At 68.9% G+C, this 23,180-nt stretch carries 30 protein-coding genes; 10 read left to right on the top strand and 20 right to left on the bottom strand.

All coding sequences use genetic code 11. The features are described 5' to 3' along the window. Positions 1–3 precede the first annotated feature (3 nt). A complete protein-coding gene (locus ACIQCS_RS00715) occupies positions 4–657 on the bottom strand; it encodes a PilZ domain-containing protein (RefSeq protein ID WP_345850430.1) in 654 nt (217 codons plus the stop codon). A gap of 122 nt (positions 658–779) precedes the next feature. On the opposite strand from ACIQCS_RS00715, the gene fumC reads away from it, so the two are divergent. The 4 genes from fumC to ACIQCS_RS00735 all read left to right on the top strand — a co-directional run bounded on the left by fumC (position 780) and on the right by ACIQCS_RS00735 (position 3,839). Beyond that, positions 780–2,168: a class II fumarate hydratase gene (fumC, locus tag ACIQCS_RS00720; RefSeq protein WP_345850431.1), complete on the top strand. Its 1,389-nt coding sequence runs from the start codon at positions 780–782 to the stop codon at positions 2,166–2,168. Between the two features lie 187 nt (positions 2,169–2,355). Then, a complete protein-coding gene (locus ACIQCS_RS00725; RefSeq protein WP_280279304.1) occupies positions 2,356–2,550 on the top strand; it encodes a hypothetical protein in 195 nt (64 codons plus the stop codon). A gap of 50 nt (positions 2,551–2,600) precedes the next feature. Next, positions 2,601–3,251: a guanylate kinase gene (gene gmk, locus ACIQCS_RS00730; protein ID WP_280279303.1), complete on the top strand. Its 651-nt coding sequence runs from the start codon at positions 2,601–2,603 to the stop codon at positions 3,249–3,251. Positions 3,252–3,275: 24 nt separating this feature from the next. Next, positions 3,276–3,839 carry a hypothetical protein gene (locus tag ACIQCS_RS00735; protein WP_345850433.1) on the top strand — a complete coding sequence of 188 codons (564 nt, stop codon included), beginning with the start codon at positions 3,276–3,278 and terminating at the stop codon, positions 3,837–3,839. Positions 3,840–4,041: 202 nt separating this feature from the next. Here the strand turns inward: ACIQCS_RS00735 and ACIQCS_RS00740 are convergent, their stop codons facing one another. The 7 genes from ACIQCS_RS00740 to ACIQCS_RS00770 form a co-directional block, all read right to left on the bottom strand. Next, positions 4,042–4,719 carry an ATP12 family protein gene (locus ACIQCS_RS00740; RefSeq protein WP_345850434.1) on the bottom strand — a complete coding sequence of 226 codons (678 nt, stop codon included), beginning with the start codon at positions 4,717–4,719 and terminating at the stop codon, positions 4,042–4,044. Next, complete coding sequence (locus ACIQCS_RS00745) at positions 4,716–4,949, bottom strand: hypothetical protein (protein WP_280279300.1); 234 nt, start codon at positions 4,947–4,949, stop codon at positions 4,716–4,718. The genes ACIQCS_RS00740 and ACIQCS_RS00745 overlap by 4 nt, the downstream gene beginning before the upstream one ends. Beyond that, positions 4,946–5,608: an HAD-IA family hydrolase gene (locus ACIQCS_RS00750; RefSeq protein ID WP_345850437.1), complete on the bottom strand. Its 663-nt coding sequence runs from the start codon at positions 5,606–5,608 to the stop codon at positions 4,946–4,948. Before ACIQCS_RS00750 ends, ACIQCS_RS00745 begins: the two co-directional genes overlap by 4 nt. A 160-nt stretch (positions 5,609–5,768) precedes the next feature. After that, entirely contained in the window at positions 5,769–6,371 is a 603-nt protein-coding gene (locus tag ACIQCS_RS00755; RefSeq protein WP_345850438.1) for an FMN-binding negative transcriptional regulator, read from the bottom strand. Then, on the bottom strand, positions 6,371–7,642 hold the full coding sequence (locus tag ACIQCS_RS00760; RefSeq protein ID WP_345850439.1) for an RluA family pseudouridine synthase: 1,272 nt from the start codon (positions 7,640–7,642) through the stop codon (positions 6,371–6,373). Before ACIQCS_RS00760 ends, ACIQCS_RS00755 begins: the two co-directional genes overlap by 1 nt. Continuing rightward, complete coding sequence (gene crcB, locus ACIQCS_RS00765; protein ID WP_345850441.1) at positions 7,639–8,016, bottom strand: fluoride efflux transporter CrcB; 378 nt, start codon at positions 8,014–8,016, stop codon at positions 7,639–7,641. Before crcB ends, ACIQCS_RS00760 begins: the two co-directional genes overlap by 4 nt. 195 nt (positions 8,017–8,211) lie before the next feature. Continuing rightward, a complete protein-coding gene (locus ACIQCS_RS00770; RefSeq protein ID WP_345850442.1) occupies positions 8,212–8,946 on the bottom strand; it encodes a hypothetical protein in 735 nt (244 codons plus the stop codon). 148 nt (positions 8,947–9,094) lie between these two features. On the opposite strand from ACIQCS_RS00770, the gene ACIQCS_RS00775 reads away from it, so the two are divergent. Together ACIQCS_RS00775 and ACIQCS_RS00780 are read left to right on the top strand one after the other, a co-directional pair. Beyond that, a complete protein-coding gene (locus ACIQCS_RS00775) occupies positions 9,095–9,688 on the top strand; it encodes a heme-binding protein (RefSeq protein ID WP_345850443.1) in 594 nt (197 codons plus the stop codon). A 46-nt stretch (positions 9,689–9,734) separates the two neighbouring features. Then, positions 9,735–9,956: a hypothetical protein gene (locus tag ACIQCS_RS00780; protein ID WP_187475584.1), complete on the top strand. Its 222-nt coding sequence runs from the start codon at positions 9,735–9,737 to the stop codon at positions 9,954–9,956. Between the two features lie 72 nt (positions 9,957–10,028). Here ACIQCS_RS00780 and ACIQCS_RS00785 read toward each other — a convergent pair whose 3' ends face one another. Both ACIQCS_RS00785 and ACIQCS_RS00790 read right to left on the bottom strand, forming a co-directional pair. Continuing rightward, complete coding sequence (locus tag ACIQCS_RS00785; RefSeq protein WP_345850444.1) at positions 10,029–10,550, bottom strand: glycine zipper 2TM domain-containing protein; 522 nt, start codon at positions 10,548–10,550, stop codon at positions 10,029–10,031. A gap of 95 nt (positions 10,551–10,645) precedes the next feature. Then, positions 10,646–11,470, bottom strand: a complete 825-nt coding sequence (locus ACIQCS_RS00790; RefSeq protein ID WP_345850445.1) for a class I mannose-6-phosphate isomerase — start codon at positions 11,468–11,470, stop codon at positions 10,646–10,648. 119 nt (positions 11,471–11,589) lie between these two features. On the opposite strand from ACIQCS_RS00790, the gene ACIQCS_RS00795 reads away from it, so the two are divergent. Next, entirely contained in the window at positions 11,590–12,408 is an 819-nt protein-coding gene (locus ACIQCS_RS00795; RefSeq protein ID WP_345850446.1) for an outer membrane protein assembly factor BamD, read from the top strand. 48 nt (positions 12,409–12,456) lie between these two features. Continuing rightward, complete coding sequence (recN, locus tag ACIQCS_RS00800) at positions 12,457–14,118, top strand: DNA repair protein RecN (RefSeq protein ID WP_345850447.1); 1,662 nt, start codon at positions 12,457–12,459, stop codon at positions 14,116–14,118. Between the two features lie 115 nt (positions 14,119–14,233). Here the strand turns inward: recN and ACIQCS_RS00805 are convergent, their stop codons facing one another. Continuing rightward, the gene (locus ACIQCS_RS00805) at positions 14,234–14,515 is read right to left on the bottom strand and encodes a TM2 domain-containing protein (RefSeq protein WP_401529805.1); all 282 of its coding nucleotides are present in this window, start codon (positions 14,513–14,515) and stop codon (positions 14,234–14,236) included. Positions 14,516–14,753: 238 nt separating this feature from the next. On the opposite strand from ACIQCS_RS00805, the gene ACIQCS_RS00810 reads away from it, so the two are divergent. Then, positions 14,754–15,110, top strand: a complete 357-nt coding sequence (locus ACIQCS_RS00810) for a hypothetical protein (protein ID WP_167297863.1) — start codon at positions 14,754–14,756, stop codon at positions 15,108–15,110. A 178-nt stretch (positions 15,111–15,288) separates the two neighbouring features. On the opposite strand, the gene ACIQCS_RS00815 is transcribed toward ACIQCS_RS00810, so the two are convergent. The 3 genes from ACIQCS_RS00815 to tgt all read right to left on the bottom strand — a co-directional run bounded on the left by ACIQCS_RS00815 (position 15,289) and on the right by tgt (position 18,088). Then, entirely contained in the window at positions 15,289–16,332 is a 1,044-nt protein-coding gene (locus ACIQCS_RS00815) for a cell wall hydrolase (RefSeq protein ID WP_345850450.1), read from the bottom strand. A 125-nt stretch (positions 16,333–16,457) separates the two neighbouring features. Beyond that, positions 16,458–16,784, bottom strand: coding sequence for a hypothetical protein (locus tag ACIQCS_RS00820; protein ID WP_187476889.1), 327 nt, complete (start codon positions 16,782–16,784; stop codon positions 16,458–16,460). A gap of 173 nt (positions 16,785–16,957) precedes the next feature. Further along, positions 16,958–18,088, bottom strand: a complete 1,131-nt coding sequence (tgt, locus tag ACIQCS_RS00825) for a tRNA guanosine(34) transglycosylase Tgt (RefSeq protein WP_345850452.1) — start codon at positions 18,086–18,088, stop codon at positions 16,958–16,960. 45 nt (positions 18,089–18,133) lie between these two features. Here tgt and ACIQCS_RS00830 point away from each other — a divergent pair, with 45 nt between their 5' ends. Continuing rightward, complete coding sequence (locus ACIQCS_RS00830) at positions 18,134–18,451, top strand: cupin domain-containing protein (RefSeq protein ID WP_187475479.1); 318 nt, start codon at positions 18,134–18,136, stop codon at positions 18,449–18,451. Here ACIQCS_RS00830 and ACIQCS_RS00835 read toward each other — a convergent pair. The 6 genes from ACIQCS_RS00835 to ACIQCS_RS00860 all read right to left on the bottom strand — a co-directional run bounded on the left by ACIQCS_RS00835 (position 18,420) and on the right by ACIQCS_RS00860 (position 23,157). Next, a complete protein-coding gene (locus ACIQCS_RS00835; RefSeq protein ID WP_345850454.1) occupies positions 18,420–19,352 on the bottom strand; it encodes a helix-turn-helix domain-containing GNAT family N-acetyltransferase in 933 nt (310 codons plus the stop codon). The two genes, ACIQCS_RS00830 and ACIQCS_RS00835, sit on opposite strands and share 32 nt — an antisense overlap. A gap of 81 nt (positions 19,353–19,433) precedes the next feature. Continuing rightward, positions 19,434–20,504, bottom strand: a complete 1,071-nt coding sequence (locus tag ACIQCS_RS00840; RefSeq protein ID WP_345850456.1) for an ionic transporter y4hA — start codon at positions 20,502–20,504, stop codon at positions 19,434–19,436. Positions 20,505–20,564: 60 nt separating this feature from the next. After that, complete coding sequence (locus ACIQCS_RS00845) at positions 20,565–20,981, bottom strand: hypothetical protein (protein WP_345850457.1); 417 nt, start codon at positions 20,979–20,981, stop codon at positions 20,565–20,567. A 33-nt stretch (positions 20,982–21,014) separates the two neighbouring features. Then, a complete protein-coding gene (locus ACIQCS_RS00850; RefSeq protein WP_345850458.1) occupies positions 21,015–21,662 on the bottom strand; it encodes an HAD hydrolase-like protein in 648 nt (215 codons plus the stop codon). Next, on the bottom strand, positions 21,655–22,587 hold the full coding sequence (locus tag ACIQCS_RS00855) for a cation diffusion facilitator family transporter (protein WP_345850459.1): 933 nt from the start codon (positions 22,585–22,587) through the stop codon (positions 21,655–21,657). Before ACIQCS_RS00855 ends, ACIQCS_RS00850 begins: the two co-directional genes overlap by 8 nt. 42 nt (positions 22,588–22,629) lie before the next feature. Further along, a complete protein-coding gene (locus ACIQCS_RS00860) occupies positions 22,630–23,157 on the bottom strand; it encodes an EF-hand domain-containing protein (protein WP_345850461.1) in 528 nt (175 codons plus the stop codon). Positions 23,158–23,180 lie beyond the last annotated feature (23 nt).

A 23,180-nucleotide genomic window follows, 5' to 3' on the forward strand; every position in this document is an offset into this window, starting at 1 on the left:
GCCCTAGCGCAGCAGCCGCGCGCGCAGTTCCTGCATTGCCACGGCATCCACCGCGGCGGCGGGATCGTCCGCGCCCAGGATCGCGCCCAGGTGATCGAGGATCTGGCTGGCGCGATCGAGATTCTGCAACGACGCCATATGGGTGGCGATCACGTGCGGATCGTCGATCAGCTGCTCGCCCAGCCGGTCGAGCAGCTCGCGGACATGGAAGATCTCCTCGACCAGGCGCGTGCCGAGATTGGCGAGGTCCGGCGCGGCTGGCGCGGCCGGTTCCGCGGGCAGCGCGCCGCCACTGCGCACCGCCTGCTGGATCGCATCGACCCGGGCCTGGCCGCGATGGCCCTGGAAGCTCGCGACGCGATTGCCGGAGACCCATTCGTCGACGGTGATCGCAGTCGTATCGAAGGCGACGCCGCAGCGGCCCTGCGTCTGCCACACCACCCGGCCGCCGACTTCGATCTCCGCGCGCGTGAGCGTCAGCAGCGTTCCGGTGCGGGGAAGGGCCGATCCATCCACCATCGCCCCGCCCTCGGAGAGATTGCGGATGCGCACGGGCACCTTCAGCCCGTCCGCCTCGATCGTGGCGGCGAGCAGCAGGTTCTTGCGCGGCTGGCGTTCTTTCGCCGCGCGGGCAGCCATGGACGCATCGACGTACATGATTCGCTTTTAGGCAGCCAAGAACGCACTCTTGGTTAACGCGTACGCAGAATCCCTGAGCGCTGGAATCGCGGCGGCCCAGGGGCTAGGGGAGCGCGAAACGGACAAGAGGACCAGCCAGCGTGACCACCCGTACCGAAACCGATTCGATCGGCGCGATCGAAGTCCCCGCCGACGCCTATTGGGGCGCCCAGACCCAGCGCTCGATCGAGAATTTCCCGTTCGGCGAGATGGAGCGCATGCCGCTCGGCATCGTCCATGCCCAGGCGATCGTGAAGCAGGCCGCGGCGCGCGTGAACGTGAAGCACGGGCTCGACCCCGAGATCGCCAAGGTGATCGACCAGGTCGCGCAGGAGATCGTCGACGGCAAGCTGGACGACCAGTTCCCGCTGGTGATCTGGCAGACCGGCAGCGGCACCCAGACCAACATGAACGTCAACGAAGTGATCGCGGGCCGCGCCAACGAGATCCTCACCGGCAAGCGCGGCGGCAAGGCGCCGATTCACCCGAACGACCATGTGAACATGGCCCAGTCGTCGAACGATTCGTTCCCGACCGCGCTGCACATCGCCGCCGCCCGGGCAGTCACGCTGAAGCTCTATCCGGCGCTCGACCGGCTGCACGCCTCGATCGAGGCGAAGGTCAAGGCCTGGGATCACATCGTGAAGATCGGCCGCACGCACTTGCAGGATGCGACGCCGCTGACGCTGGGCCAGGAATTCTCGGGCTATGCCGCGATGCTCGAATCGGCCCGGGCGCGCTTCGCCTCGGTGCTCGATCTCGACATCTTCAAGCTGGCGCTGGGCGGCACCGCCGTCGGCACCGGGCTCAACGCGCCTCCGGGCTATGCCGAGGACGTGGCGGCCGAGATCGCGAAGATCACCGGCCTGCCCTTCGTGACGGCACCGAACAAGTTCGAGGCGCTGGCGACCAAGGACCAGCTGGTCAACCTGTCGGGCACCTGCAACACGCTGGCCGTGTCGCTCACCAAGATCGCCAACGACATCCGCCTGCTGGGCAGCGGTCCGCGCTCCGGCCTGGGCGAGCTGGACCTGCCGGCCAACGAGCCGGGCAGCTCGATCATGCCGGGCAAGGTGAACCCGACGCAGAGCGAATCGCTGACGATGGTCGCGGCGCAGGTGATCGGCAACCACATGGCCGTCACCGTCGGCGGCATGCAGGGCCATTTCGAGCTCAACGTGTTCAAGCCGCTGATCGGCTCGAACGTGCTGCGCTCGATCGAGCTGATGTCGGTCGGCATGGTCAGCTTCGCCGAGCGCGCGGTGGACGGCGCCAAGGCGAACGAGGCGCGGATCAAGGAGCTGGTCGATCGCTCGCTGATGCTGGTGACCGCGCTGGCGCCGGCGATCGGCTATGACAATGCCGCCAAGATCGCCAAGAACGCGCACGAGAAGGGCCTGACGCTCAAGGAGAGCGGCTTGGCGCTCGGCCTGGTCGACGAAGCGACGTTCGACCAATATGTGCGGCCTGAGACGATGATCGGGCGGTAAACCTGCACTTCCCCTCCCTGCAAGGGAGGGGGCCGAGGGGTGGGTAGAGGCCTGGCGATATGGAGCCATATCGCTGGGCCTTTCTGTATCGCGAGCACGCCACCCACCCCTGGCCCCTCCCTTGCAGGGAGGGGAACTTTGAGCCCTTTCAGGCGCTTGCTCCCGCGTAACCACCAAGGGAGCGCATATGATCGGGGACGTGATCGCAGGCTGGATCGGCAGCCGCATCGACCGGGCGGACGGCGAGGGCGGGGCGCTGGGCGCCGTTGCCGGGGTGCTGACCTGGAAGGCCGCGAAGAAGATCGTGCCCGCCGCGATCGTGCTCGGCGCCGCCGCCTATGGCGCGCACCGGATATCGCAACGGATGCGCGCATCGGCCTGAGTCGACTCGCATGACTTGACGCGGGTGGGACTCCCACGCCAAAGGCGCCCATGCCCCATCGCACCGAGACCGACCCGCACGGATTCAAGCGCCGCGGCGTATTGTTCGTGCTTTCCTCGCCCTCGGGCGCCGGCAAGTCGACGATCGCCCGCAAGCTGCTCGCCGCCGACGATCATCTTCAGATGTCCGTCTCCTACACCACCCGCGCGATGCGCCCGGGGGAGAAGGATGGCGTCGACTATAATTTCGTCGATCTCGAGAAATTCCGCGAGATGGTCGCGAACCACGAGTTCCTCGAATGGGCGCATGTGTTCGACCATCGCTACGGCACGCCGCGCGCGCATGTCGAGGCGATCCTCGATTCGGGCCGCGACGTGCTGTTCGACATCGACTGGCAGGGCGCCCAGCAGCTTTTCCAGCTGGCCGGCGGCGACGTGGTTCGCGTCTTCATCCTGCCGCCATCGTTCAAGGAACTGCACCAGCGGCTGATCAATCGCGCCACCGACACGACCGAAGTGATCGACGCCCGCATGGCCCGCGCCGCCAACGAAGTCAGCCACTGGGACGGCTATGACTATGTGCTGGTCAATGACGATGCCGACCAGTGCTATAAGTCGGTCCACACCATCCTGAATGCCGAGCGGCTGAAGCGCTCGCGCCAGACGGGCTTGATCGGATTCATCCGCGGGTTGATGAAGTAGCCTTCCCAACAGGGGGAGGTAATGATGGCAAGACTGTTCCTCGGCGGCGCGCTCGGCGGGCTGGCCATGTGGCTGGTGGGCTTTATCTTCTGGGGGACGCCCCTCAACCTGCTCGCGCTTTCCAAGGCCGACGACGCTACCAGCGCGGCGCTCCACGCGGCGCTGGCCCAGCATCTCGGGCCGCTCGGCACCGGGGCCTATCCGGTGCCCTGGCCCTATACGTCGACAGGCACTGCGCTCTATGGCCAGGGGCCGGTGGCGATGATCCTGTTCAACCAGCATGGCTTCGCGGCGTTCGATGCGAATGCGCTGGTGGGCGGGCTGATCCTCGCCGTCATCTGCACCCTGCTCGCGGGGTTCGCGCTGCGCGCGGTGGCGGGCGGGCTCGATTTCGCGGGGCGGCTGAGGCTGGTGGCGATCGTGGCGGTGGCGGTCACGGCCTATTCCGATCTCGGCCAGCCGATCTTCAACCACGCGCCCTGGGGCTATTTCCTCTATCTCTGGGTGAGCGAGGTGGTGAGCTGGATCGCGGCCGGCGCGGTGCTCGCCTGGGCGCTGCCGCGGCGAGCCGGGGTAGCAGGCGCCTGATGCCCGTCTGGGCGCTGGTGGTCCGAAGCGGCTGACAATGGGCCTCTGATTTAGTTCCTCCCCCAGCTCGTCTGGGGGAGGGGGACCGCGCCCGTAGGGCGTGGTGGAGGGGCGGCGGTGGAACCGCCGGCTTCACCGACGGCCCCTCCACCATCGCTTTGCGATGGTCCCCCTCCCCGAGACAAGCTCGGGGAGGAAGTGCCTAGAGCAACCCCAGGAAGCGCACGCCCGCGTCGAAATCGGCCCGGCGCGCGTCGCGGGCCTGCACCGCCAGCGTGTCCTCGCCCCATTGCTCGGCCTGCCACAGCTCGTCGACATGCGCGGCCTGCCACAGCGTCTCGGCATGCACCGCGCCTTCGAGCAGCGCCAGCGCGCCGATCAGCGTGCCGCTCACCGTCACCACCGGCGAAAGCCCGGCGAGATGGAAGGCGTCGAGCGCGTGCACCGCCTCGGCCAGCCGCGCGACGGTCGCCTCGGGCTGGGGCCTGTGCATCACGCCGGTCGCGGTCTCGAAATGCACGTCGTAGCGGCGGCGCGCCCAGTCGAGCAGCGGGTCCCAGGCTTCGGCCTGGCGTGCGACCAGCGGCTCGGGGCCATCCGCGCGGTAATAGAGCAGGTCGCTCTCGCCATAGGCGGCGAGGCCCTGGGCGAAGGGCGCGGGATCGGCCGCGATCTTGTCGATCGCGGCATTGGCGAGGCCAGTGAGCTTCATCGCGCGCGGATCGATCGTCTCGCCCACGGCGCGCCATTCCTCCGCCACTGCCTCGGCCAGTGCCGGGCTGGGCAGGGCGAGCGGGGCGCGATCGGGCGTGCGCACCGGCTTGCCGTCGAGCGCCACCTGGCCGTTCTCGACGGTCACGTCCTTCCAGAAACGCTTCATGCCTCGGGCGTCGCCTCCACCGGCGTCTTCCAGCGCCGCGCCAGGAAGCGCGGCACCACCGCCATGAAATAGAGCGACGACAACAGGATCGCGCCGCCGAAGACCGTCATGCCATAATGCTGCGCGCGGCCGGCGACCAGCAGCCCGATCACGGCACCGGCGGTGCCGAGCATGTTGACTGCGACGATGATGTAGTAGCGCTTCATCGCCAGGCGTTCGGCGTCTGTCATAGCATCTCCAGATGCGCGAAGATCTGGCTGGCATGATCGGCGACATGATGCGCGCCGGCGCCGAGCAGCTCCTCGGATGTGTGGTACCCCCATAGCACACCAAGGGCATGCGTGCCAGCGGCGCGCGCCATCGCCATGTCGAAGCTGGTGTCGCCGATCATCGCCGTGGTCTGCGGCGTGGCGCCAGCCTCGGCGATGGCGCGCTCGAGCATCGCGGGATGCGGCTTGGAGGGATGGCGATCGGCGGTCTGCAGCGTGACGAAGCGCTGGCGGATGCCGTGATGCTCGAGGATCAGGCCCAGCCCGCGGTCCGACTTGCCGGTGGCGACGCCGAGCAGCCAGCCGGCATCGTCGAGCGCCGCGATCGTCTCCGATATGCCGTCATAGAGCGGTTCGGGGTCGAGCGCGTTGGACGCGCGCATCGCGAAGAAGGCGCGCTTGTACTCGGCGGCCATCGCCTCGTGCAGGTCGTCGCCGCCCTCGGGCAGGAGCCGGGCGATCGCGGGCACCAGGCTGAGGCCGACGATACGGCGGATGTCGCCGCGATCCGGCGGATCGAGCCGGTGCGCGACGAAGGTGGCTTCCATCGCCCGGCAGATATTGGCCTGCGAATCGACCAGCGTGCCGTCGCAGTCGAACACGGCGAGGCGGTTGGTCATCAAATTCCTCTCCCAGCTTGCTGGGGGAGGGGGACCATCGCGAAGCGATGGTGGAGGGGCCGGCGCAACACGCCGACGACCGGCGTGCCCCTCCACCACCGCCTGCGGTGGCGGTCTCCCTCCCCGAGACGAGCTCGGGGAGGAATTGGGGATGCCCCGTTCACTTCGCCCCCCGCATCAGCGTGACCATGGCGCGGCGGCCCCGTGCCTCGAGCGCGTCGGCGGCGGCCAGGCGGGCGGCGTCGGGCTTGTTCTGGCCGAGCTTGAGCGTGCCGCGCCAGGCCCGGACCTCCAGGCGGTAGCCGATGATCGCAGTGAGCAGCTTCGCGGCCTTGGCGGGATCGACCTTGTCCAGCGTCCATTCGGGCTTGGGCGCGAGGCGGCGTTCCTGCTCGTGGCTGATCGCGCCCAGGATCGCGCGCAGGCCGGTCTCGTCGGTGCGGGTCACCTGGCCTTCGAGCTCGACCGCGACATAGTTCCAGGTCGGCACCTCGTCCGGGCCGATGCCGTACCAGTCCGGGCTCACATAGGCGTCGGGGCCCTGCAGGTTGAACAGCGCGGTGGCGCCGTCGAGATGGCGGGCGAGGCCGTTGCCGCGCGCGAGGTGGAAGCCGAGCGTGTCGTCGCCCAGCCACACGATCGGCACATGCGCGACTCGGGGGCCGTCGGGTGTCGCGGCGAAGAGCGCGCCGAAGCCGATGTCGCGAACCAGCGCGCGGATCGCCGGGCGGTCCTCCCAGCGGAAGGCCGGGTGCGGATGCATCAGCGGCTCCGGGGCGTGCGGGGCTTGTCGCCGCCGGCGCGCGGGCCGGGCCGGGCGCCGCGCGGCGAAGGCTTGCGGGCCGCCGGCTTGCCGCCCGGCCTGGCGGCGGGCGGCTTGCGGGTGCTCGGCTTGCCGCCGCTGCGGGGCGCGGGCTTGTCGCCGCTCGGCCCTTCGCCGCGACCGCGCCGTTCGCCGCGGCGCTCCTTGCGGACCGTCTTGGCATGCGCCCGGGCATTGGCCTTTTGCTGTTCCTTGGTGAGCGGGGCGGGGCCGTCGTCCAGCTGCAGCGCGTCGCCCTCCGCCTCCTCGAAACCCAGGGTGGCGAGCGATTCGGCGAAATGGTGCGGCAGCGCCGCGCGCACGTCGATCTTGTCGCCATCGGGATGGTCGACGCGGATGCGGCGCGCATGGAGGTGCATCTTGCGACTGATCCCGCCGGTCAGGAACGCCTCGGGCCCGCCATATTTGCCGTCGCCGACGATCGGGAAGCCGATCGCCGCCATGTGGACGCGCAACTGGTGCGTGCGCCCGGTGAAGGGCTGGAGCTCGACCCAGGCGGCGCGGTTGCCCGCGCGGCCGATCACCCGGTAGCGCGAGCGGCTCGGCTGGCCTTCCTTCTCGTCGACCTGCATCTTCTCGCCGCCGGTGCCCGGCTGCTTGCCGATCGGCAGGTCGATGATGCCGTCCTCGATGCTGGGCACGCCGACGACCAGCGCCCAATAGACCTTCCGGGCCGTTCGGCTGGAGAAGTTCTTCGAGAAGGCCGCGGCGGCGCGGGCGGTGCGGGCGACGAGCAGCGCGCCGCTCGTGTCCTTGTCGAGCCGGTGGACGAGCTTGGGGCGGCCCTCGGCCTCGAACTGGAGCGCGTCGAGCAGCCCGTCGACATGCTCGGTGGTCTTGGTGCCGCCCTGCGTCGCCAGGCCGGGGGGCTTGTTGAGCACCAGCGCCGCATCGTCCCGGTGGATCACCAGGCTGCGGGCGAAGTCGATCTGCTCGTCGCTGAGCTTGATGCGCTCGCGCTTCGGGCGGCCGGGCTTTTCGGGCTTGGCGGCTTCGGCCGGGGGCACGCGGATCACCTGGCCCTCGGAGACGTGATCGCCCGGCTTGGCGCGCGCGCCGTCGACGCGGAGCTGGCCGGTGCGCGCCCAGCGCGAGACGGTGTTGAAGCTGGTATCCGGCATGTGCCGCTTGAACCAGCGATCGAGCCGGATGCCGTCGTCATCGGCCTTGACGGTGAACTGGCGGACGTCCTGTGCGGGTCGAAGGGTCATGGCAGTGCTCGCAGGATGCTGAGGCCGGCGAACAGTGCGACCGCCGAGCCGACGACCGACGCGAGGACATAGGCCAGGCCCATGCCATAGTCGCCGCGCTGGATCATGTTCATCAGGTCGAGCGTGAAGGCCGAGAAAGTGGTGTAGCCGCCGAGCACGCCGACGGCGATCAGCAGGCGCCACTGCTCGCCGCCCTGGCCGAGCTTCGCGAGCGTGCCCACGAACACGCCCATCAGAAAGCCGCCGATCAGGTTCACGGCGAGCGTGCCCCAGGGATAGTTGGGCCCGAACCAGGCAAGCGTGAGCTTGCCGGTTAGGAAGCGCGCACCGGAACCGAAGGCGCCGCCGAGCATGACGAGGATAAGGGCAGGCATCCCGAGCGGTTAGCGCGTTATCGTGGAGAGGGGAACTGTTTCAATTCCTCCCCCCGCTTGTCTGGGGGAGGGGGACCGCCGCCGAAGGCGGTGGTGGAGGGGTGCGCCGGGTACCGGCGCGTTGCGCCGGCCCCTCCTCCATTTGCTGCGCAAATGGTCCCCCTCCCCCAGCAAGCTGGGGGAGGAATTAGAGGGTCAGATCCCGTTGTTGGCCACCATGTCGATGTCCGTTCCGCCATCGGGGCGGGTGGTGAGGAACAGCACATAGGCCCCGCCGTCCTTGTCGCGCGTGCCGCCCAATATGTGCTCGCGGCCATCGACCTGATGCTCGCTCGAATAACCCGAGCGGATCGCCTTTGTGTAGTACCAGTCGAGCATCACCTGCATCGGCTGGGGTGAGGAGAAGCTCACCACGCGCAGCTGGCACTTGCCGGCGGTGCTGCCCGCCGCCTCGGTCACCCGCGCCTGCGGGTAGAGCGGCAGGTCGCGCGGCAGGCGTTGCGCCCAGCCGGCGGCATATTGCAGCGAGGCGGCGCACTGGCTGGACTTGGGATCCTTCTGCCGGGCGGCGAGGCCGCCGAGCGTCACGGACTCGCGCGCCGCCGCGCACTGGGTGCATTCCTTGGTCGCCTGGGTCGGGGCCGGAGTCTTGAGCAGCGGGCCATTGTCGACCTTGCTGCCGTTCGCCGCGACATTGTCGTTGGGCACGGCGCCGGAATAGGGCTGGCCCGGCGGGCGGATCGCATCGCCATTGGCTTGGCGGCCGAGCTGGGGGTCGACCATGATCTGGTCCTGCAGCGCGCTGGCCAGCGCCGGATCGGCGGCGTTGCCGCTCTCCGTCTCGGAGACGTCGCCCAGGCTTCCGCGGCTGCCGCACCCCGCCAGCGCGAGGGGCAGGGCAAGCATCAGGAAATACCGTCGGCGGACCATCTCGAACGCTCCTTTGGGCCGTTTTCATGCCCGAGGAAGGTTAAGGAAGCCTTGGCCAAGGGGATTCCCGGCCGGCTCGACATTGGCCTTCGGGCGGAACTCCGGCCGCGCATGTGCGTATCTGCACGAGCGATCAGATGGGGTTTGCATGCAGCTCAACGCGAAGATGGTCGGCGCCGGCGTGGCCGCCGCGGTTGCCGCCGGTGTCGGATACGCACTGCTCTTCAGGCCCGAGGACGAGGCTGCGTTCAGCACCGTCACCCGCGACGGCGCCTTCAGCGTGCGCGACTATCCCAAGCTGCTCGTCGCCGAGGCGGTGGTGCCCGGGCTTCGCCAGGCGGCCCTCTCCGTCGGCTTTACCCGGCTCGCCGACTATGTGTTCGGCAGGGGGCGGGCGGGCGGTCGCCTGCCGATGACGGTGCCGGTGCTGTCCGACGGCGACGAGGACGGGCGCGGCTGGCGCACTCGCTTCGTGATGCCGGCCGATGCGAGCATCGAGACTCTGCCCGATCCGTCCGCCGGCGTGCGGCTGCGCATGCTCCCCGCCCGGCGGATCGCCGCGCTGCGCTTCACCGGCGTCGACAGCGACGGCCAGCTCGACGCGCACGAGGCGGAACTGCGCGCCTGGATCGGCGACAACGGCTTCCGTCCCGCCGGGCCGGTCGAGCATGCCTTCTACAATTCGCCCTTCACGCCCGCGCTCCTCAAGCGCATCGAGGTGCTGATCCCGCTCGCGGCGTAGCTGTTATATATTGCTAATACACCTTGGATGGGATATAACGGCTGCCATGCTGAACCTGATCTCGATCCTAGTGGGCATCATCGCCCTGCCGCTCATGCTGATCGCGCTGATCCCGTTCTTCGGCTGGCTCAACTATATGGTGATCCCGGTGGCCGTGATCGGCATCGCGCTGGGGGCGCTTTCGGATTCGAGCACCGGGCGCAACCTCAATGTCGTCGTTGCGATCGTCGGCATCGTCCGCCTCTGGCTGGGCGGCTTCATCTTCTGATCCGCGCCGTTCGCGCATGAGAAAAGGGCCCGGCGTTGCTGCCGGGCCCCTCTCTGCCTGCGTGGCAAGCTCTTAGCGGCAGCGAACCTCGCCGCGATCGACCGACGAGCCCAGCGCCGCGCCCGCCGCCGCGCCGAGCAAGGTGCCGAGCGTGGCGTTGCGGCCGTCCGACAGCGCGTTGCCGAGCAGGCCGCCCGCGACGCCGCCCACGATCAGGCCGGTCGTGCCGTCCGAGCGGCGGCAATAATAGCGCCCGTCATTGCCGCGATACACGCGGTCGTTCCGGCTCAGGCGGCGCTCACGATAATAGCGGCCATCGCGATAATAGTCCGCTGGATTGTAATAGCGCTCGCCCGGGGGCAGGCGGTTATAGTCGTAGTTGCGATAGCGGCGCCAATCGCTCCGCCACTGGCGGTTGTCGCGACGGTCGCGGCGATCGTAGCGGTCGCGGTCGCGGTCACGGTCGCGCCAGTCCTGCGGGGCGGCGGTCACGGGCGCGCTGATCGCGAGCGGCGCGTTGGCGATGGGGGCCGCGCTGGCGGGCGCCGCGGCAAGGCCGGCGCCGGCGATCGCGACGGCGAAAAGGATACGCATGGGAGTCCTCCTTATGGTTCCTGCCATCCAACGTACCGCAAGGAGGCGAGTTGCGTGAACGGGAAACTACTTCCCGTTCATCGCATGGCCATGGCTCAGAGCCGCCTGTCCCCAGGATAGGCGAAGAGCAGGTCGCTGCCCGCCTCGGCGTGAAGGCTGGCGCTGCCCTGGAGCGTCACGCATTCGCCGGCGCGAAAGGCCACGCCGTCCACCACGCCTTCGCCGCGCAGCGGGATCAGCCAGCCGGTGACGCCTGCGGGCAGGTCGAGCGCGCGGGGGCCGCCTTCCCAGCGCTCGAGCACGAATTTCGGCCCCTCGACCAATATCTCCCGGCCGTCCGCGACGCGGCCCGGCATCGGATGCGGCACATAGGGGACGGGATCGGAGACGGCGATGCCCTGGTCGAGATGGAGCTCGCGCGGGCGCCCATAGTCGTAGAGGCGATAGGTGGTCTCGCTGTTCTGCTGCACTTCGACCAGCGTGATCCCGGCGCCGATCGCATGGATCGTGCCCGAGCCCGAATAGAAGAAGTCGCCCGCCTTGACCGGCTTCCAGTCGAGCAGGTCCTCGATCGAGCCGTCGAACGCGGCGGCGCGCAGCGTCTCGCGGTCGACGGGTCGTTTCGTGCCCAGCGCGATCGTCGAATCGGGCTCGGCATCGAGGATCACCCAGCATTCGTCCTTGCCGCGCGGCAGCCCGGCGGCGTGCGCCTGTGCGTCGTTGGGATGGACCTGGACCGACAGCTTCTCGCTGGTGAACAGATATTTGATCAGCAGGTCGGGCGTGCTGTCGCCCGGCGTCTGGAACCAGACCTCACCCACCGGCTCGCCGTCCGCCGCCGGATCGGCGAAGCCCGGCCAGAGCGTGTGGCGGCCCCAGGGTTTGTCGACACGGTGTGTGGCAAGCAAGGTTGCGGTCACGAATTTCCTCCCGAATCAGGGCTCGCTAGCGCAACGCGCGGCGCCTGTCGCGGGTCCGCCGCAATCCCGCCGCGAAAAGGATTGTTTGACGCCACTGGACCGGGCTAAGACCCCCATCCATGCGTACTCCCACCACCCGCGCGCTCGCGCTCGCTCTTCTCCCGGTTCTCGCGCTCTCGATGGCCGGTTGCGCCAAGAAGGGCGGCGGCAAGGACCTTCCCTATGTCGCGCGCGACGTCGGCACGCTCTATTCCACCGCCAAGCAGAAGCTCGACCAGCATCAGTACAAGCTGGCCGCGGCGCTGTTCGACGAAGTCGAGCGCCAGCACCCCTATTCCGTCTGGGCCCGCCGCGCGCAGCTGATGGGCGCGTTCAGCTATTATCTGAACCGCGACTATACCGAGTCCATCTCGTCGGCGCAGCGCTTCCTCGCCGTCCACCCGGGCAATCGCGACGCGCCCTATGCCTATTATCTGATCGGCCTGTGCTATTACGAGCAGATCCAGGACGTGACGCGCGACCAGAAGATCACGCAGCAGGCGCTCGATTCGCTGGGCGAGCTGACCCGTCGCTATCCGAACACCAAATATGCCGCCGATGCGCGCCTGAAGATCGACCTGGTCCGCGATCACCTCGCCGGCAAGGAAATGGAGATCGGCCGCTTCTACGAGACGCGCGGCCAGTGGCTCTCGGCGACGCTGCGCTTCCGCACCGTGGTCGACCAGTATCAGACGACCACGCACGTGCCGGAGGCGCTGATGCGCCTCACCGAATCCTATCTCGCGCTCGGCGTGCCCGAAGAGGCGGAGAAGGCCGCGGCCGTGCTCGGCGCCAACTATCCGGGCACCGACTGGTACAACCACGCCTACAAGCTGATGCAGGCGAACCAGGGCAAGCTGAAGCAGGCCGAGACGGTGGCGGCCAAGCCCGCGAGCTGATGGCCGGGGCTTTCGTTCTCGTTAAGTTCCTGCGATAGAAGCGGGCGCATGCTGACTGCGCTGGCCATTCGCGACGTCGTTTTGATCGAGGCGCTCGACCTGGAGTTCGGGGCGGGGCTCGGCGTGCTCACCGGTGAGACCGGGGCGGGCAAGTCGATCCTGCTCGATGCGCTGGGGCTGGCGCTGGGCGCACGCGGCGAGACGGGGCTGGTGCGCCAGGGCGCGGCGCAGGCAGTGGTGACCGCGACCTTCGACGTGCCGGCGCGGGACGGCGAGGTCGCCAATCTCTTTCATCAGAACGGGCTGGAGCTGGAGCCGGGCGAGCCGTTGATCGTCCGGCGCATCGTGAAGGCCGATGGCGGCAGCCGTGCCTTTCTCAACGATCAGCCGGCCTCCGCCGGCCTGCTGCGCGAGCTGGCGCCGCATCTGGTGGAGATCCATGGCCAGCATGACGATCGCGGGATGCTCAATCCGCGTGGCCACCGCGCGCTGCTCGACGCCTTTGGGCGTTGCGATCCCGGCCCGGTGGCGATCGCCCACCGGGCCTGGCGCGATGCCGAGGCGGCGCTCGCGGTGGCGCGGGCCGAGCAGGACCTGGCCGAGCGCGACCGCGAATGGCTGGAGCATGCCGTCGCGGAGCTGCGTGCCCTTGCTCCGGAAGCGGGCGAGGAGGCGGTGCTGGCCGAGCGCCGTGCCGCCATGCAGCGCGGCGAGAAGATCGCAGGCGAGCTGCAGGGCATCGCGGAATTGCTCGACGGTTCGGAAGGGGGGCTGAGCCAGCTCCGCCAGGCCGCGCGCGTGCTGGAGCGGATCGCCGGGGATCACGAGGCGCTCGCCGAGGCGCTCGCCGCGATCGACCGGGCGATCACCGAGGCCGCCGACGCGCAGGACCGGGTGGATGCCGCCGCAGAGGCACTGGCCTTCGACCCCGCCGCGCTCGAGGCGGACGAGGCCCGGCTGTTCGAACTGCGCGGGCTGGCGCGCAAGCACCGGGCCCAGCCCGACGAACTGCCGGCGCTGCTCGAGGCGCTGGCCGGCCGGCTCGAGCGGGTCGAGAGCGGCGGGGCAGGGATCGCACGGCTCGAGGCAGCGGTGGCCGACGCGCACCGGGCCTATGCCGACGCGGCGAAATCACTGTCCGCGCTGCGCGCCATGGCCGCCGCCCGGCTCGATGCCGCGGTGGCGACCGAGCTCAAGCCCCTGAAGCTCGACGCCGCGCGTTTCCGCACCGTGGTGGAGCCGCAGGACGAGGCGAGTTGGTCGTCCTTCGGCATGGACCGGGTCGAGTTCGAAGTCTCGACCAACCCGGGCGCCCCCTTCGCGCCGCTGGTCAAGATCGCCTCGGGCGGCGAGCTTTCGCGCTTCATCCTGGCGATGAAGGTGGCGCTGGCCGAGGAGGGCGGGGCGCGGACGCTGATCTTCGACGAGATCGATCGGGGGGTCGGCGGCGCGGTGGCGAGCGCGATCGGGGAGCGGCTGGCCCGGCTGGCGGACACGGCGCAGGTACTGGTGGTGACGCACAGCCCCCAGGTGGCGGCGCGCGGCGTCCGCCACCTGCTCATCGCCAAGAGCCATGACGGGACGGTCACGCGCACGGGAGTGACGCCGCTCGACGCGGTGGCGCGCCGCGAGGAGATCGCCCGCATGCTCTCCGGGGCCGAGATCACCGACGAGGCGCGTGCCCAGGCCGAGCGGCTGATCGCGGCTTAGGCTGGGACTCATATTCTTGCTCCGTCACCCCGGCGCAGGGCCGGGATGACGGTGGGGGCGACGATGAGTCCTCGACCTGGCCGATAGGTCCGCACCGGATTCCGAGGCAAGTCGCTCAGGAGCGGGCGAGCTCGTGCATCATGTCGCGGCGAATATCGTCCTGCCGCGCGCGGATCATGCCGGGGATCAGCAGCGCGTCGATCAGCACCCAGACGAAGCCGATCAGCACGAAATAGGACAGGATCTGCAGGATCGCCGAGACCGGCCGTCCCAGATAGAAGCGATGGGCGCTGACGAACCAGAGGAACAGCCAGAGCAGATAGGCCACGACCACGCTCGGCGCGTCGTTGGTCACGCGCTGTTCGACCAGCGTCAGTTCAGCAATCGAGAGCGCCATCTGCTTCCTCTTCATCTCCGGCCGGGAATCTAGAGACGCTGCCATATGCGTCAATCGATTCCACCGACCCTCGGGTCGCCGCGCCGGAGCGGCGTGCTCCCGAAGATGAACGGAACTTCCGCGCGCACGACAGCTTGCGACACAAATGCACGGGGTTGGGGACAAGCATGCGACAGCCGCTCCCCATAACCGGTTTCAGGCCGCAGGGGCGGCCCGGTTTGAAAAAGAGGAGCGTAAAATGAACAAGTTGACCCTGATGCTGGCCGGCCTCGGCATCGCCGCTTCGGCCGTTCCGATGACCGCGGCGATGGCCGCGCCGCATCCGGCGCCCGCCTATCAGGCGTGGCAGTCGATCAACGGCCGCCAGGCGAATCTCGAGGCCCGCATCAACCAGGGCGTGCGCTCGGGCCAGCTCAGCCGCAGCGAGGCGGCTCGCCTGCGCGCCGAGTTCAACAGCCTGGCCCGGCTCGAGGCTCAGTATCGCCGCTCGCGCCCCGGGCTGACGCTCGCCGAGCGCCGTGACCTCGATCGTCGCTTCGATGCCCTTTCGGCGCGCATCCGCGTCCAGAAGCACGATCGCGAGCGTCGCTGGTGAGGACTGGGCCGACAATCCCAGCAAGTATCTGATTTTCTGCCGTCATCCCGGCGCAAGGCCGGGGTGACGAAGGAAGAATATAAGTTCTCAACCTAGCAGGTTCCCCTTCCCTGATCCCCCAGGGGGAACCCGACCGGGACGGGCTCTGCCGAAAGGTGGAGCCCGTTGCCGTATTCGTTCAGCGCAGCGGCTTGCCGCTGTCCTTCCATTTGTCGAGGATTTGCGATTCGCCATCATCCGCAGGCGTGGCGGCGGGCTGGGGCCGGGGCGCATAGCTGCCGATCGGCGTGCCGCTCTGGGCATAGGCCGGCTGGATGCTCTCGCGCGGCGTCGCGATCGGCGCGGCGGCCTTGCCTGGCATTGCCGGCACCGGCATCGGCGTCGGCATGGGCACCATGGGGGCGATCACCGCGGCAAGATCGGTGCGCACATGCGGCTCGGGCAGCGGCTCGCTGCCGCGATAGGGCTGGCGAAAGGCGGCGGCGGTGCCCCACCACCCCTTCCAGCGATGGAAGAAATGCGCGCCGAACACCCCGGTCATCACCAGGCCGCGGTTCCATACCGGGGTGACCGCATAGGTGTGATAGTGCGTGGCCATCCCGACCGGGGCGAATACCTGGCCGGCGAGCGCGGCGGCGGCGACGCGGCTGGCGCGGTCCCAGGCCGCGCGGACGGGCGCGCGGTCCATCGCGCCGTCACAGGCGAAGCTGAACTGGCAGCCGCGCTTCTCCGATCCCTGGAACACGACGCCGCACACGGTGGCGGGAAAGGCCGGATGGCGCACCCGGTTGAGGATCACCTGCGCAACGGCGCGCTGCCCGTCGGCGGGCTCGTTCGCCGCTTCATAGTAGATCGCCGTGGTCAGGCACTGGAGCGCGCGTGCCTTGTCCATGCCGCTGCCGGCCAGATGGAAGGGCAGCGCCGGCTGGATGGATCCGTCGACCGGCGCATCCGCCGCGTCCGCGGGAATCGGCATGTCGGGAAGCTTCGCCGTGCCCGTCGTGCCGGCGCCTACCGCGGCATCGTCGTCGACGGCATAATAGAAGGCGGCGCCGGGGAAATGATCCTCGGCCTCATAGCCGGTGACGACCGGCCTGGGCTCGGCCTTCGGCTTGCTGGCGGGGGCCAGCGCCTGGGCGGAGAAGCCGGCGCCGATCAGCGACGCGACAAGCGCCGCCGCGATCCCGCGTGCCTGCATCTTCGAGAAACGCCGCCAGAACAAAGTTGCGCCTACTCCGCCGGGGCCTGTTCCCCGCGCGCGGCAATAGCCGATTCCAGCGCCCCCCGCGCCCCCGGATTTCCCGGCGTCCCAAGGCGAAACACTTGATGGTGAAGGTAATTTTTACCCTAATGGCCGCTGCCGCCGAGCCTGGGCAGGAGCAGCAGGATCACGACCAGATTGGCTGCCATCCCGGCAATCAGCAGCGGCTCGACCGGCTTGCTCGGCACCAGATAGCCCGCAAGCGCGACCGAGAAGACGCCGAACGCATAGGCATTGGCGGCGACCAGCGCCGGCGCCGCGCCCCTGTTCGGGATCAGCGCGGCAAGCACCATCACCGCGCCCACGGCAAGATCGGGCACCTTGAACAGCGTGCTGGTCATCTGGCCGCCCAGCACGCGCCAGGCAGTGAAGCCCCCGACGACCAGCGAAAGCAAGCGGAGCATCAGCAGCATCAAATCCCCCTTCCGGTTGCGTGGGCCATGCTAGGCCGGATGAACTCGAACAAGTATCTGATTCCCATCGTCATCCCGGCCTTGAGCCGGGATCCCGCTTCTTCTTCCGTTAGCGAGGCAGCGGGACCCCGGCTCAAGGCCGGGGTGACGAAATAACAGAATGAGTCCTCAACCTAATCCCGTCCGCCATGGTAGGAAGCGCGGAAGCCGTTCGCGAATGTGGTGAGCCGGCCGTCGCCGATCGCGGCGCGCAAATCCTGCATCAGCACCTGGTAGAACCAGATATTATGCTCGGTCATCAGCATCGCGCCGAGGATCTCGCCGGCGCGGACGAGATGGTGGAGATAGGCGCGGCTCCAGGTGGCGCAGACGGGGCAGGGGCATTCGGGGTCGAGCGGCCCCTGATCCTCGGCGAACCTGGCGTTGCGGATGTTGATCGGGCCGGTGCGGGTGAAGGCCTGGCCGGTGCGGCCCGAGCGGGTGGGCAGCACGCAGTCGAACATGTCGATCCCGCGCTCGACGGCACCAACGATATCGTCGGGCTTGCCGACGCCCATCAGGTAGCGGGGCTTGGCGGCGTCGAGCTGGCCGGGCGCGAAGTCGAGCACGCCGAACATCGCTTCCTGGCCTTCGCCGACCGCGAGGCCGCCGACGGCATAGCCATCGAACCCGACGTCGAGCAGCGCATCCGCCGAAGCCTTGCGCAGCCCTTCGTCGAGCGCGCCCTGCTGGATGCCGAAAATGGCGTTGTGCGCGGCATGGTCCTCGGCGGCGAAGAAGGCGTCGCGGCTGCGCTTCGCCCAGCGCATCGACCGCTCCATCGCCGCGGCCTGCACCTCGCGCGTGGAAGTGGTGGGGACGAGCTCGTCGAACGCCATGGTGATCGAGCTGCCGAGCAGCCGCTGGATCTCGATCGAACGCTCGGGGCTCAGCATGTGGCGCGAGCCGTCGAGGTGCGACTTGAAGGCGACGCCTTCCTCGCTGCGGGTGGTCAGGTCCGCCAGGCTCATCACCTGATAGCCGCCCGAATCGGTCAGGATCGGCCGGTCCCAGCCCATGAACGCGTACAGGCCGCCCAGCCGGGCGACGCGCTCGGCGCCGGGGCGCAGCATCAGGTGATAGGTGTTGCCCAGGATGATGTCGGCGCCGGCGGCGCGGACCTCGGCGGGCTTCATCGCCTTGACGGTGGCGGCGGTGCCGACCGGCATGAAGGCAGGCGTGCGGATCTCGCCGCGCTGCATCGCGATGGTGCCAAGGCGCGCCTTGCCGTCGGTGGCGTGGATGGTGAACTCGAAACGGGGCATGTGCGAGCCCTTGCCTCCTTTGGCCAGGGAGCGCAACGGCGGGGGATGATCGCGAACCTTCTCGCCGACCTGCCCGATGCCGGCGCGGGCGAAGTCTTCACCGCGCTGCTGCGGCGCCCCGGCATCCGCATCGAGCGCATCGTCTCGCGGGGGCAGGCGACTCCGGAGGACGCCCCCATGGTGCAGGACTGGGACGAATGGGTGCTGCTGCTCGAGGGCGCGGCGGGGCTGCGCATCGGGGACGAGGGCGAGCGCGTGCTGCGCCCGGGAGATCATCTGCTGATCGAGCGGGGCCGCAGGCATTGGGTGACCTGGACCGCCGGGGACCGCGCTACGGTGTGGCTGGCGGTGCATCTCGGCTGAGGTCGAGCGACCAGGTCTCGCCCATCACCGGCTCGCCGAACATCGTGTGGGTGGCGCTGTCGACCAGCTCGAAGCCCTGCGCGGCATAGATGCGCCGCGCGCTCGCGAGGATCGTGTGGGTCCACAGGTCGAGCCGCGCATAGCCGGCGTCGCGCGCGAACGCGATGCAGTTGCGGACCAGCGCGTCGCCGATGCCCAGCCCGCGCGCATGGCCCTCGACATAGAGGAGGCGCAGCTTGGCGACGCCCCCGCCGCCATCGGCGAGCATCACCGATCCGAGCATCTCGCCCCCGCGCTCGGCGACCCAGCATTGCTCCCGGCCAGGTTTGAAGTCGCGCAGGAAGCCGGTGGTGACGTCGCCCAGCAGCAGCTCCATCGGCCGCTCCCAGCCATAATGCTCGGCATAGAAGGTCGCCTGGCGGCTGGCGATCATGCCCATGTCGCCCGTGCGGAGCGTGCGGATGGTCCAGCTGCCCGCGCCGCCCTCGATCAGCGCGCGCGCCGCGGCGAGGTGGTGGCCGAGGAGCGGGCCGCCGCCGGGGCCCAGCGATTCGAGCTGGCGGCGGCTGTGTGCGCGCGTGGCCGCGTCGAGTGCGTCGAATGCCGTCCGGCCGGCGGGGAGCAGGGCGATCGGGCGCCGGCGCGCATCTTCCGTACCGCGCGCCCGGGCAACCCAGCCGCGCTCCTCGAAGCGCTTGACCGCGCGGCTGACATAGCCCGCGTCGAGCCCGAGCACCTCCTGCAGCTCGATCGCGAGCACCGGCTGGCGGCCGGCGATCTCATAGAGGAGCCGCGCCTCGGCGACGCCCATCTCGCTGTCCATGTAGCGCGGCGCGAGCACTGCGGCGAAGCGGGTATGCGCCCGGTTGAAGGCGCGGAATTGTTCGATGGCCTGTTCCATGCCGCGAGACTGCACGGATATAATTGATTGAGTCAAGTATTTCTGCGCCGGGCTTCACCCCCGGTGCGATCGGCCGGCTGGTCAGGGCACGAGGGTGGTGAAGACGAACACGCCGAAGATGACGAGATGCACCACGCCCTGCAGCACCGTCGTCCGCGCAGTGGCGAGCGACTGGGTGGTCACCAGCAGGGTGAGCGAAAGCAGGACGATGCCGCGCGAATCGAGGCCCAGCGCCAGCGGCAGGCCCTGGGACAGCGACAGCACGGCCACCGCCGGGATGGTGAGGCCGATGGTGGCCAGCGCCGAGCCGAGCGCGAGGTTGAGGCTGGTCTGCAGCCGGTTGGCCATCGCCGCGCGCACCGCCGCCACGCTCTCCGGCAGCAGCACCAGCATCGCGATCACCACGCCCACCACCGCGTGCGGGGCGCCGGCGGCGGCGACGCCGTCCTCGATCGCGGGCGCGAGCGCCTTGGCGACCAGCACCACTTCGACGAGGCAGGCGGTGAGCAGCACGCCCGACAGCAGCGTCTGGCGCCCGCTCGGCGGCGGGGCATGCGCCTCCAGGTCGGCGGCTTCCTCGTTCGGCGGCAGGAAATAGTCGCGGTGGCGCACGGTCTGCACGGCGACGAAGGTGAGATAGAGCAGCAGCGAGACGATCGCGACGAAGGCGAGCTGCGAAGGCGCGTAGAAGGGGCCGGCCGAGGCAGCGAAATTGGGCAGCACCAGGGTCAGCACGGTCAGCGTGCACAGCGTCGCCAGCGAGGCGCTGACGCCGACCTGCTGGAAGCTCTGCTCGCGGTGGCGCAGGGCACCGAGCAGGATGAACGCGCCGATCAGGCCGTTCAGGATGATCATCACCGCCGAGAAGACCGTGTCCCGCGCGAGCGTTTCCGCGCCGGACTTGCCCTGCAGCATCAGCGTGAGGATCAGGCCCACCTCGATCACCGTCACCGCCAGCGCGAGCAGGAAGGTGCCGAAGGGCTCGCCCACCTTGTGCGCGATCAGCTCGGCATGGTGGACCGCGGCCAGCACGGTGATGATCAGCACCAGGCCGAGCAGCAGCGGCGGGATGTCGACCACGCCGCCGAAGAGTATGCTGGCCGCGCCCGCGAAGGGCGGAAGCCAGATCCAGGTCCAACGCAGTCGTTCCATGCCCGTCACTCTACAGACGGGGGCCGCGAGTTCAACGACCGCGAGGGTGGCTTTGGCGGGTCAGCGGAAGATTTCGGGGGAGATTTCCGGCCTGCCTTCCATCCAGCGAGTCGCGCTGGGAGTGAACAGCAAGCCATAGGCGAAGATCTGGGCCAGCGTCGCCAGCGCCGGGATCACCTGCGAATCGCTTGCCGTGCCGTTGACGAAGGGAATGATCGTCATGGGCAGGCCGAAGAAGAACAATGCGATGCTGATCCACATCGCCACATTGCTCCGCCACCGGGAGATCTGCAGCGTGAGGAAGGCGGCCACCATGAACCAGGCGGCGAACACCAGCATGAGCAGGGCTGCCGGATTGGCGCTTACCTTCGCCATGTGATCGCGCGTCGCATCCCATTTGAGCGCGCCGTCGAGCAGGTTCGCGAGCAATGCCGCGAAGGTGATCCGCTCGAAAAGCACGATCGATTGCGGCCGCATTCCCTTCCCCCTGCTACGATATGACATCGCCCCTCAGCGACGCGCGGCGACGTGCTCGATGATGTCCTGCGGCGTGCGGAACAGCACGTCGGGCCGCATCGCGATCAGCAGCTCTTCCGCGGCATAGCCCCACAGCACCGATCCGGCGCGCATGCCCACCTCGCGCGCGGCATCGATGTCGCGGGTCTCGTCTCCCACCGCCAGCACCTCGCCGGGCTTCACCCCCATCTTCTTGAGTACCCGGCGGAACTTGGGCGCTTTGCCGAACAGCGAGGAGCCGCAGGCGAAGCAATCGATCCGCGCCGCATGTTCGGGGCCCAGGATCTTGCGAACATTGGCCTCGGCATTGGAAGTGACCAGCGCGATCTTCACGCCGGTGGCGGCGATCTGCTCGAGCAGGTCGGGCGTGCCCGGAAACAGCTCGATCTGGTGGGCGTTGCGCCCGACCAGCCGGCGCACGTGGCGCGCGATCAGCGGCAGCTTCCACCTGGAGATGCCCAGGAACGCGATCACGTCGCGCGAGCTCTTGTTGCGCAGCATGTCCACTTCGTCCGGCTGGACGGTGCGGAAGCGGAACTTGCGCGCCAGCTCGTCGACCACCGACAGGAACCAGTCTCCGCTGTCGGAGAGCGTGCCGTCGAAATCGAAGATCACCAGCCGGATGGGCGACGCGTCAGTCATGCGCGTGTCCATTCCCATGCATGCGACATTCCGCCCCGTCCCCCAACTCGATCTGAACGGTCGTATGATCGATCCGGAAGTCATGCGCCAGCCGATGTTGCAGTGCGATCAGGAACCCATCGCCGGGATGGCCCTCCGGCATTACGAGATGCGCGGTCAGCGCCGCCTCGGTGGTGCTCATCGGCCAGATATGGAGGTCATGGACGCGGCTGACCCCGGGCAGCTCGGCCAGCGCCGCCTCCACCGCCGCCGAATCGATGCCCTTGGGCACCGCCTGCAGCGCCATGGTGAGCGATTCGGTGAACAGGCCCCAGGTGCTCCACAGGATGACGACGACGATGAGGAGGCTGACCACCGGGTCGATCCATTCCGCGCCGGTGAGCAGCATCAGCGCGGCGCCGATCACCACGCCCGCCGAGACCGCCGCGTCCGCCGCCATGTGGAGATAGGCGCCGCGAATGTTGACGTCGCCCTTGCGCCCGCGGGCGAAGAGCAGCGCGGTGCCCAAGTTGATGACGATGCCGGCGCCGGCGACGATCATCACCGTCACGCCGGGAATGTCGCGCGGTTCCGAAAGGCGCTGGATCGCCTCCAGCAGGATCGCGCCCACCGCGACGAACAGCAGCACCGCGTTCGCGAGCGCGGCGAGGATCGACGACCCGCGCAGGCCATAGGTGAAGCGCGGCGAGGCTGGGCGCTTGGCGAGCTCGGCGCCGCCCCAGGCGATCAGCAGCCCGAGCACGTCCGACAGATTGTGCCCGGCATCCGCCAGCAGCGCCATCGAATGGGTGAGGAAGCCGGCCGCGCCTTCGACGAGGACGAAGCCGAGGTTCAGGACCGTGCCGATGGCGAAGGCGCGCCCGAAGTCCGCGGGCGCGTGACTATGGCCATTATGGCTGTGGTTATGGTCGTGATGCGCGCCCATGGTTCCGCTCTTAGCCGTGTCCCGGCATGTGATGCTAGGACATCAATTCCGGCCGCGGCCCTTCTTGCCCCGGCCCATGCCTGGACCCGGCATGGCCTGCGGGCGGATGGTGACCAGTTCCTTGCGCTCGATCACGCCGTTCTTGTCCGCGTCGAATCGCTTGAAGAGCAGGTCGAAGCGCTCCGCCAGCTCGGCGAAGCTCACCTTGTTGTCGCCGTCGCGATCCACTTCGAAGGGGCTGGGCACGGTGTTGCGATCCCCCATCCAGCGCTCCTGCCAGTCCGAATAGGCGATATAGCCCAACCAGCCCTGGTGCTGCGTGTCTACCACGTCGAAGCTGTGCTTGAGCCCCGCGTCGAACTCGGCGCGAGTCACCTTGCCGTCGCCGTCCGCATCGAAGGCGGCGATCATCATCGCCACCGGCTCGACGATCACGGTGAAGGCGGGCTGCTGGGTGGTGCTCGCGCCGATCGGCGCGGCGCTGTTGCCCTCGGGCGTGGGAATGCGTGTCCGCTCCTGCGCGAAGGCGGGAGTCGCGATCAGGGCCGCGAGGGCGAACAACAGGCGCATGAGGATCCTTCCGATTCGCGGCG

The organism is Sphingomonas sp. NPDC092440, from assembly GCF_044754985.1.
GTDB lineage: Bacteria > Pseudomonadota > Alphaproteobacteria > Sphingomonadales > Sphingomonadaceae > Sphingomonas.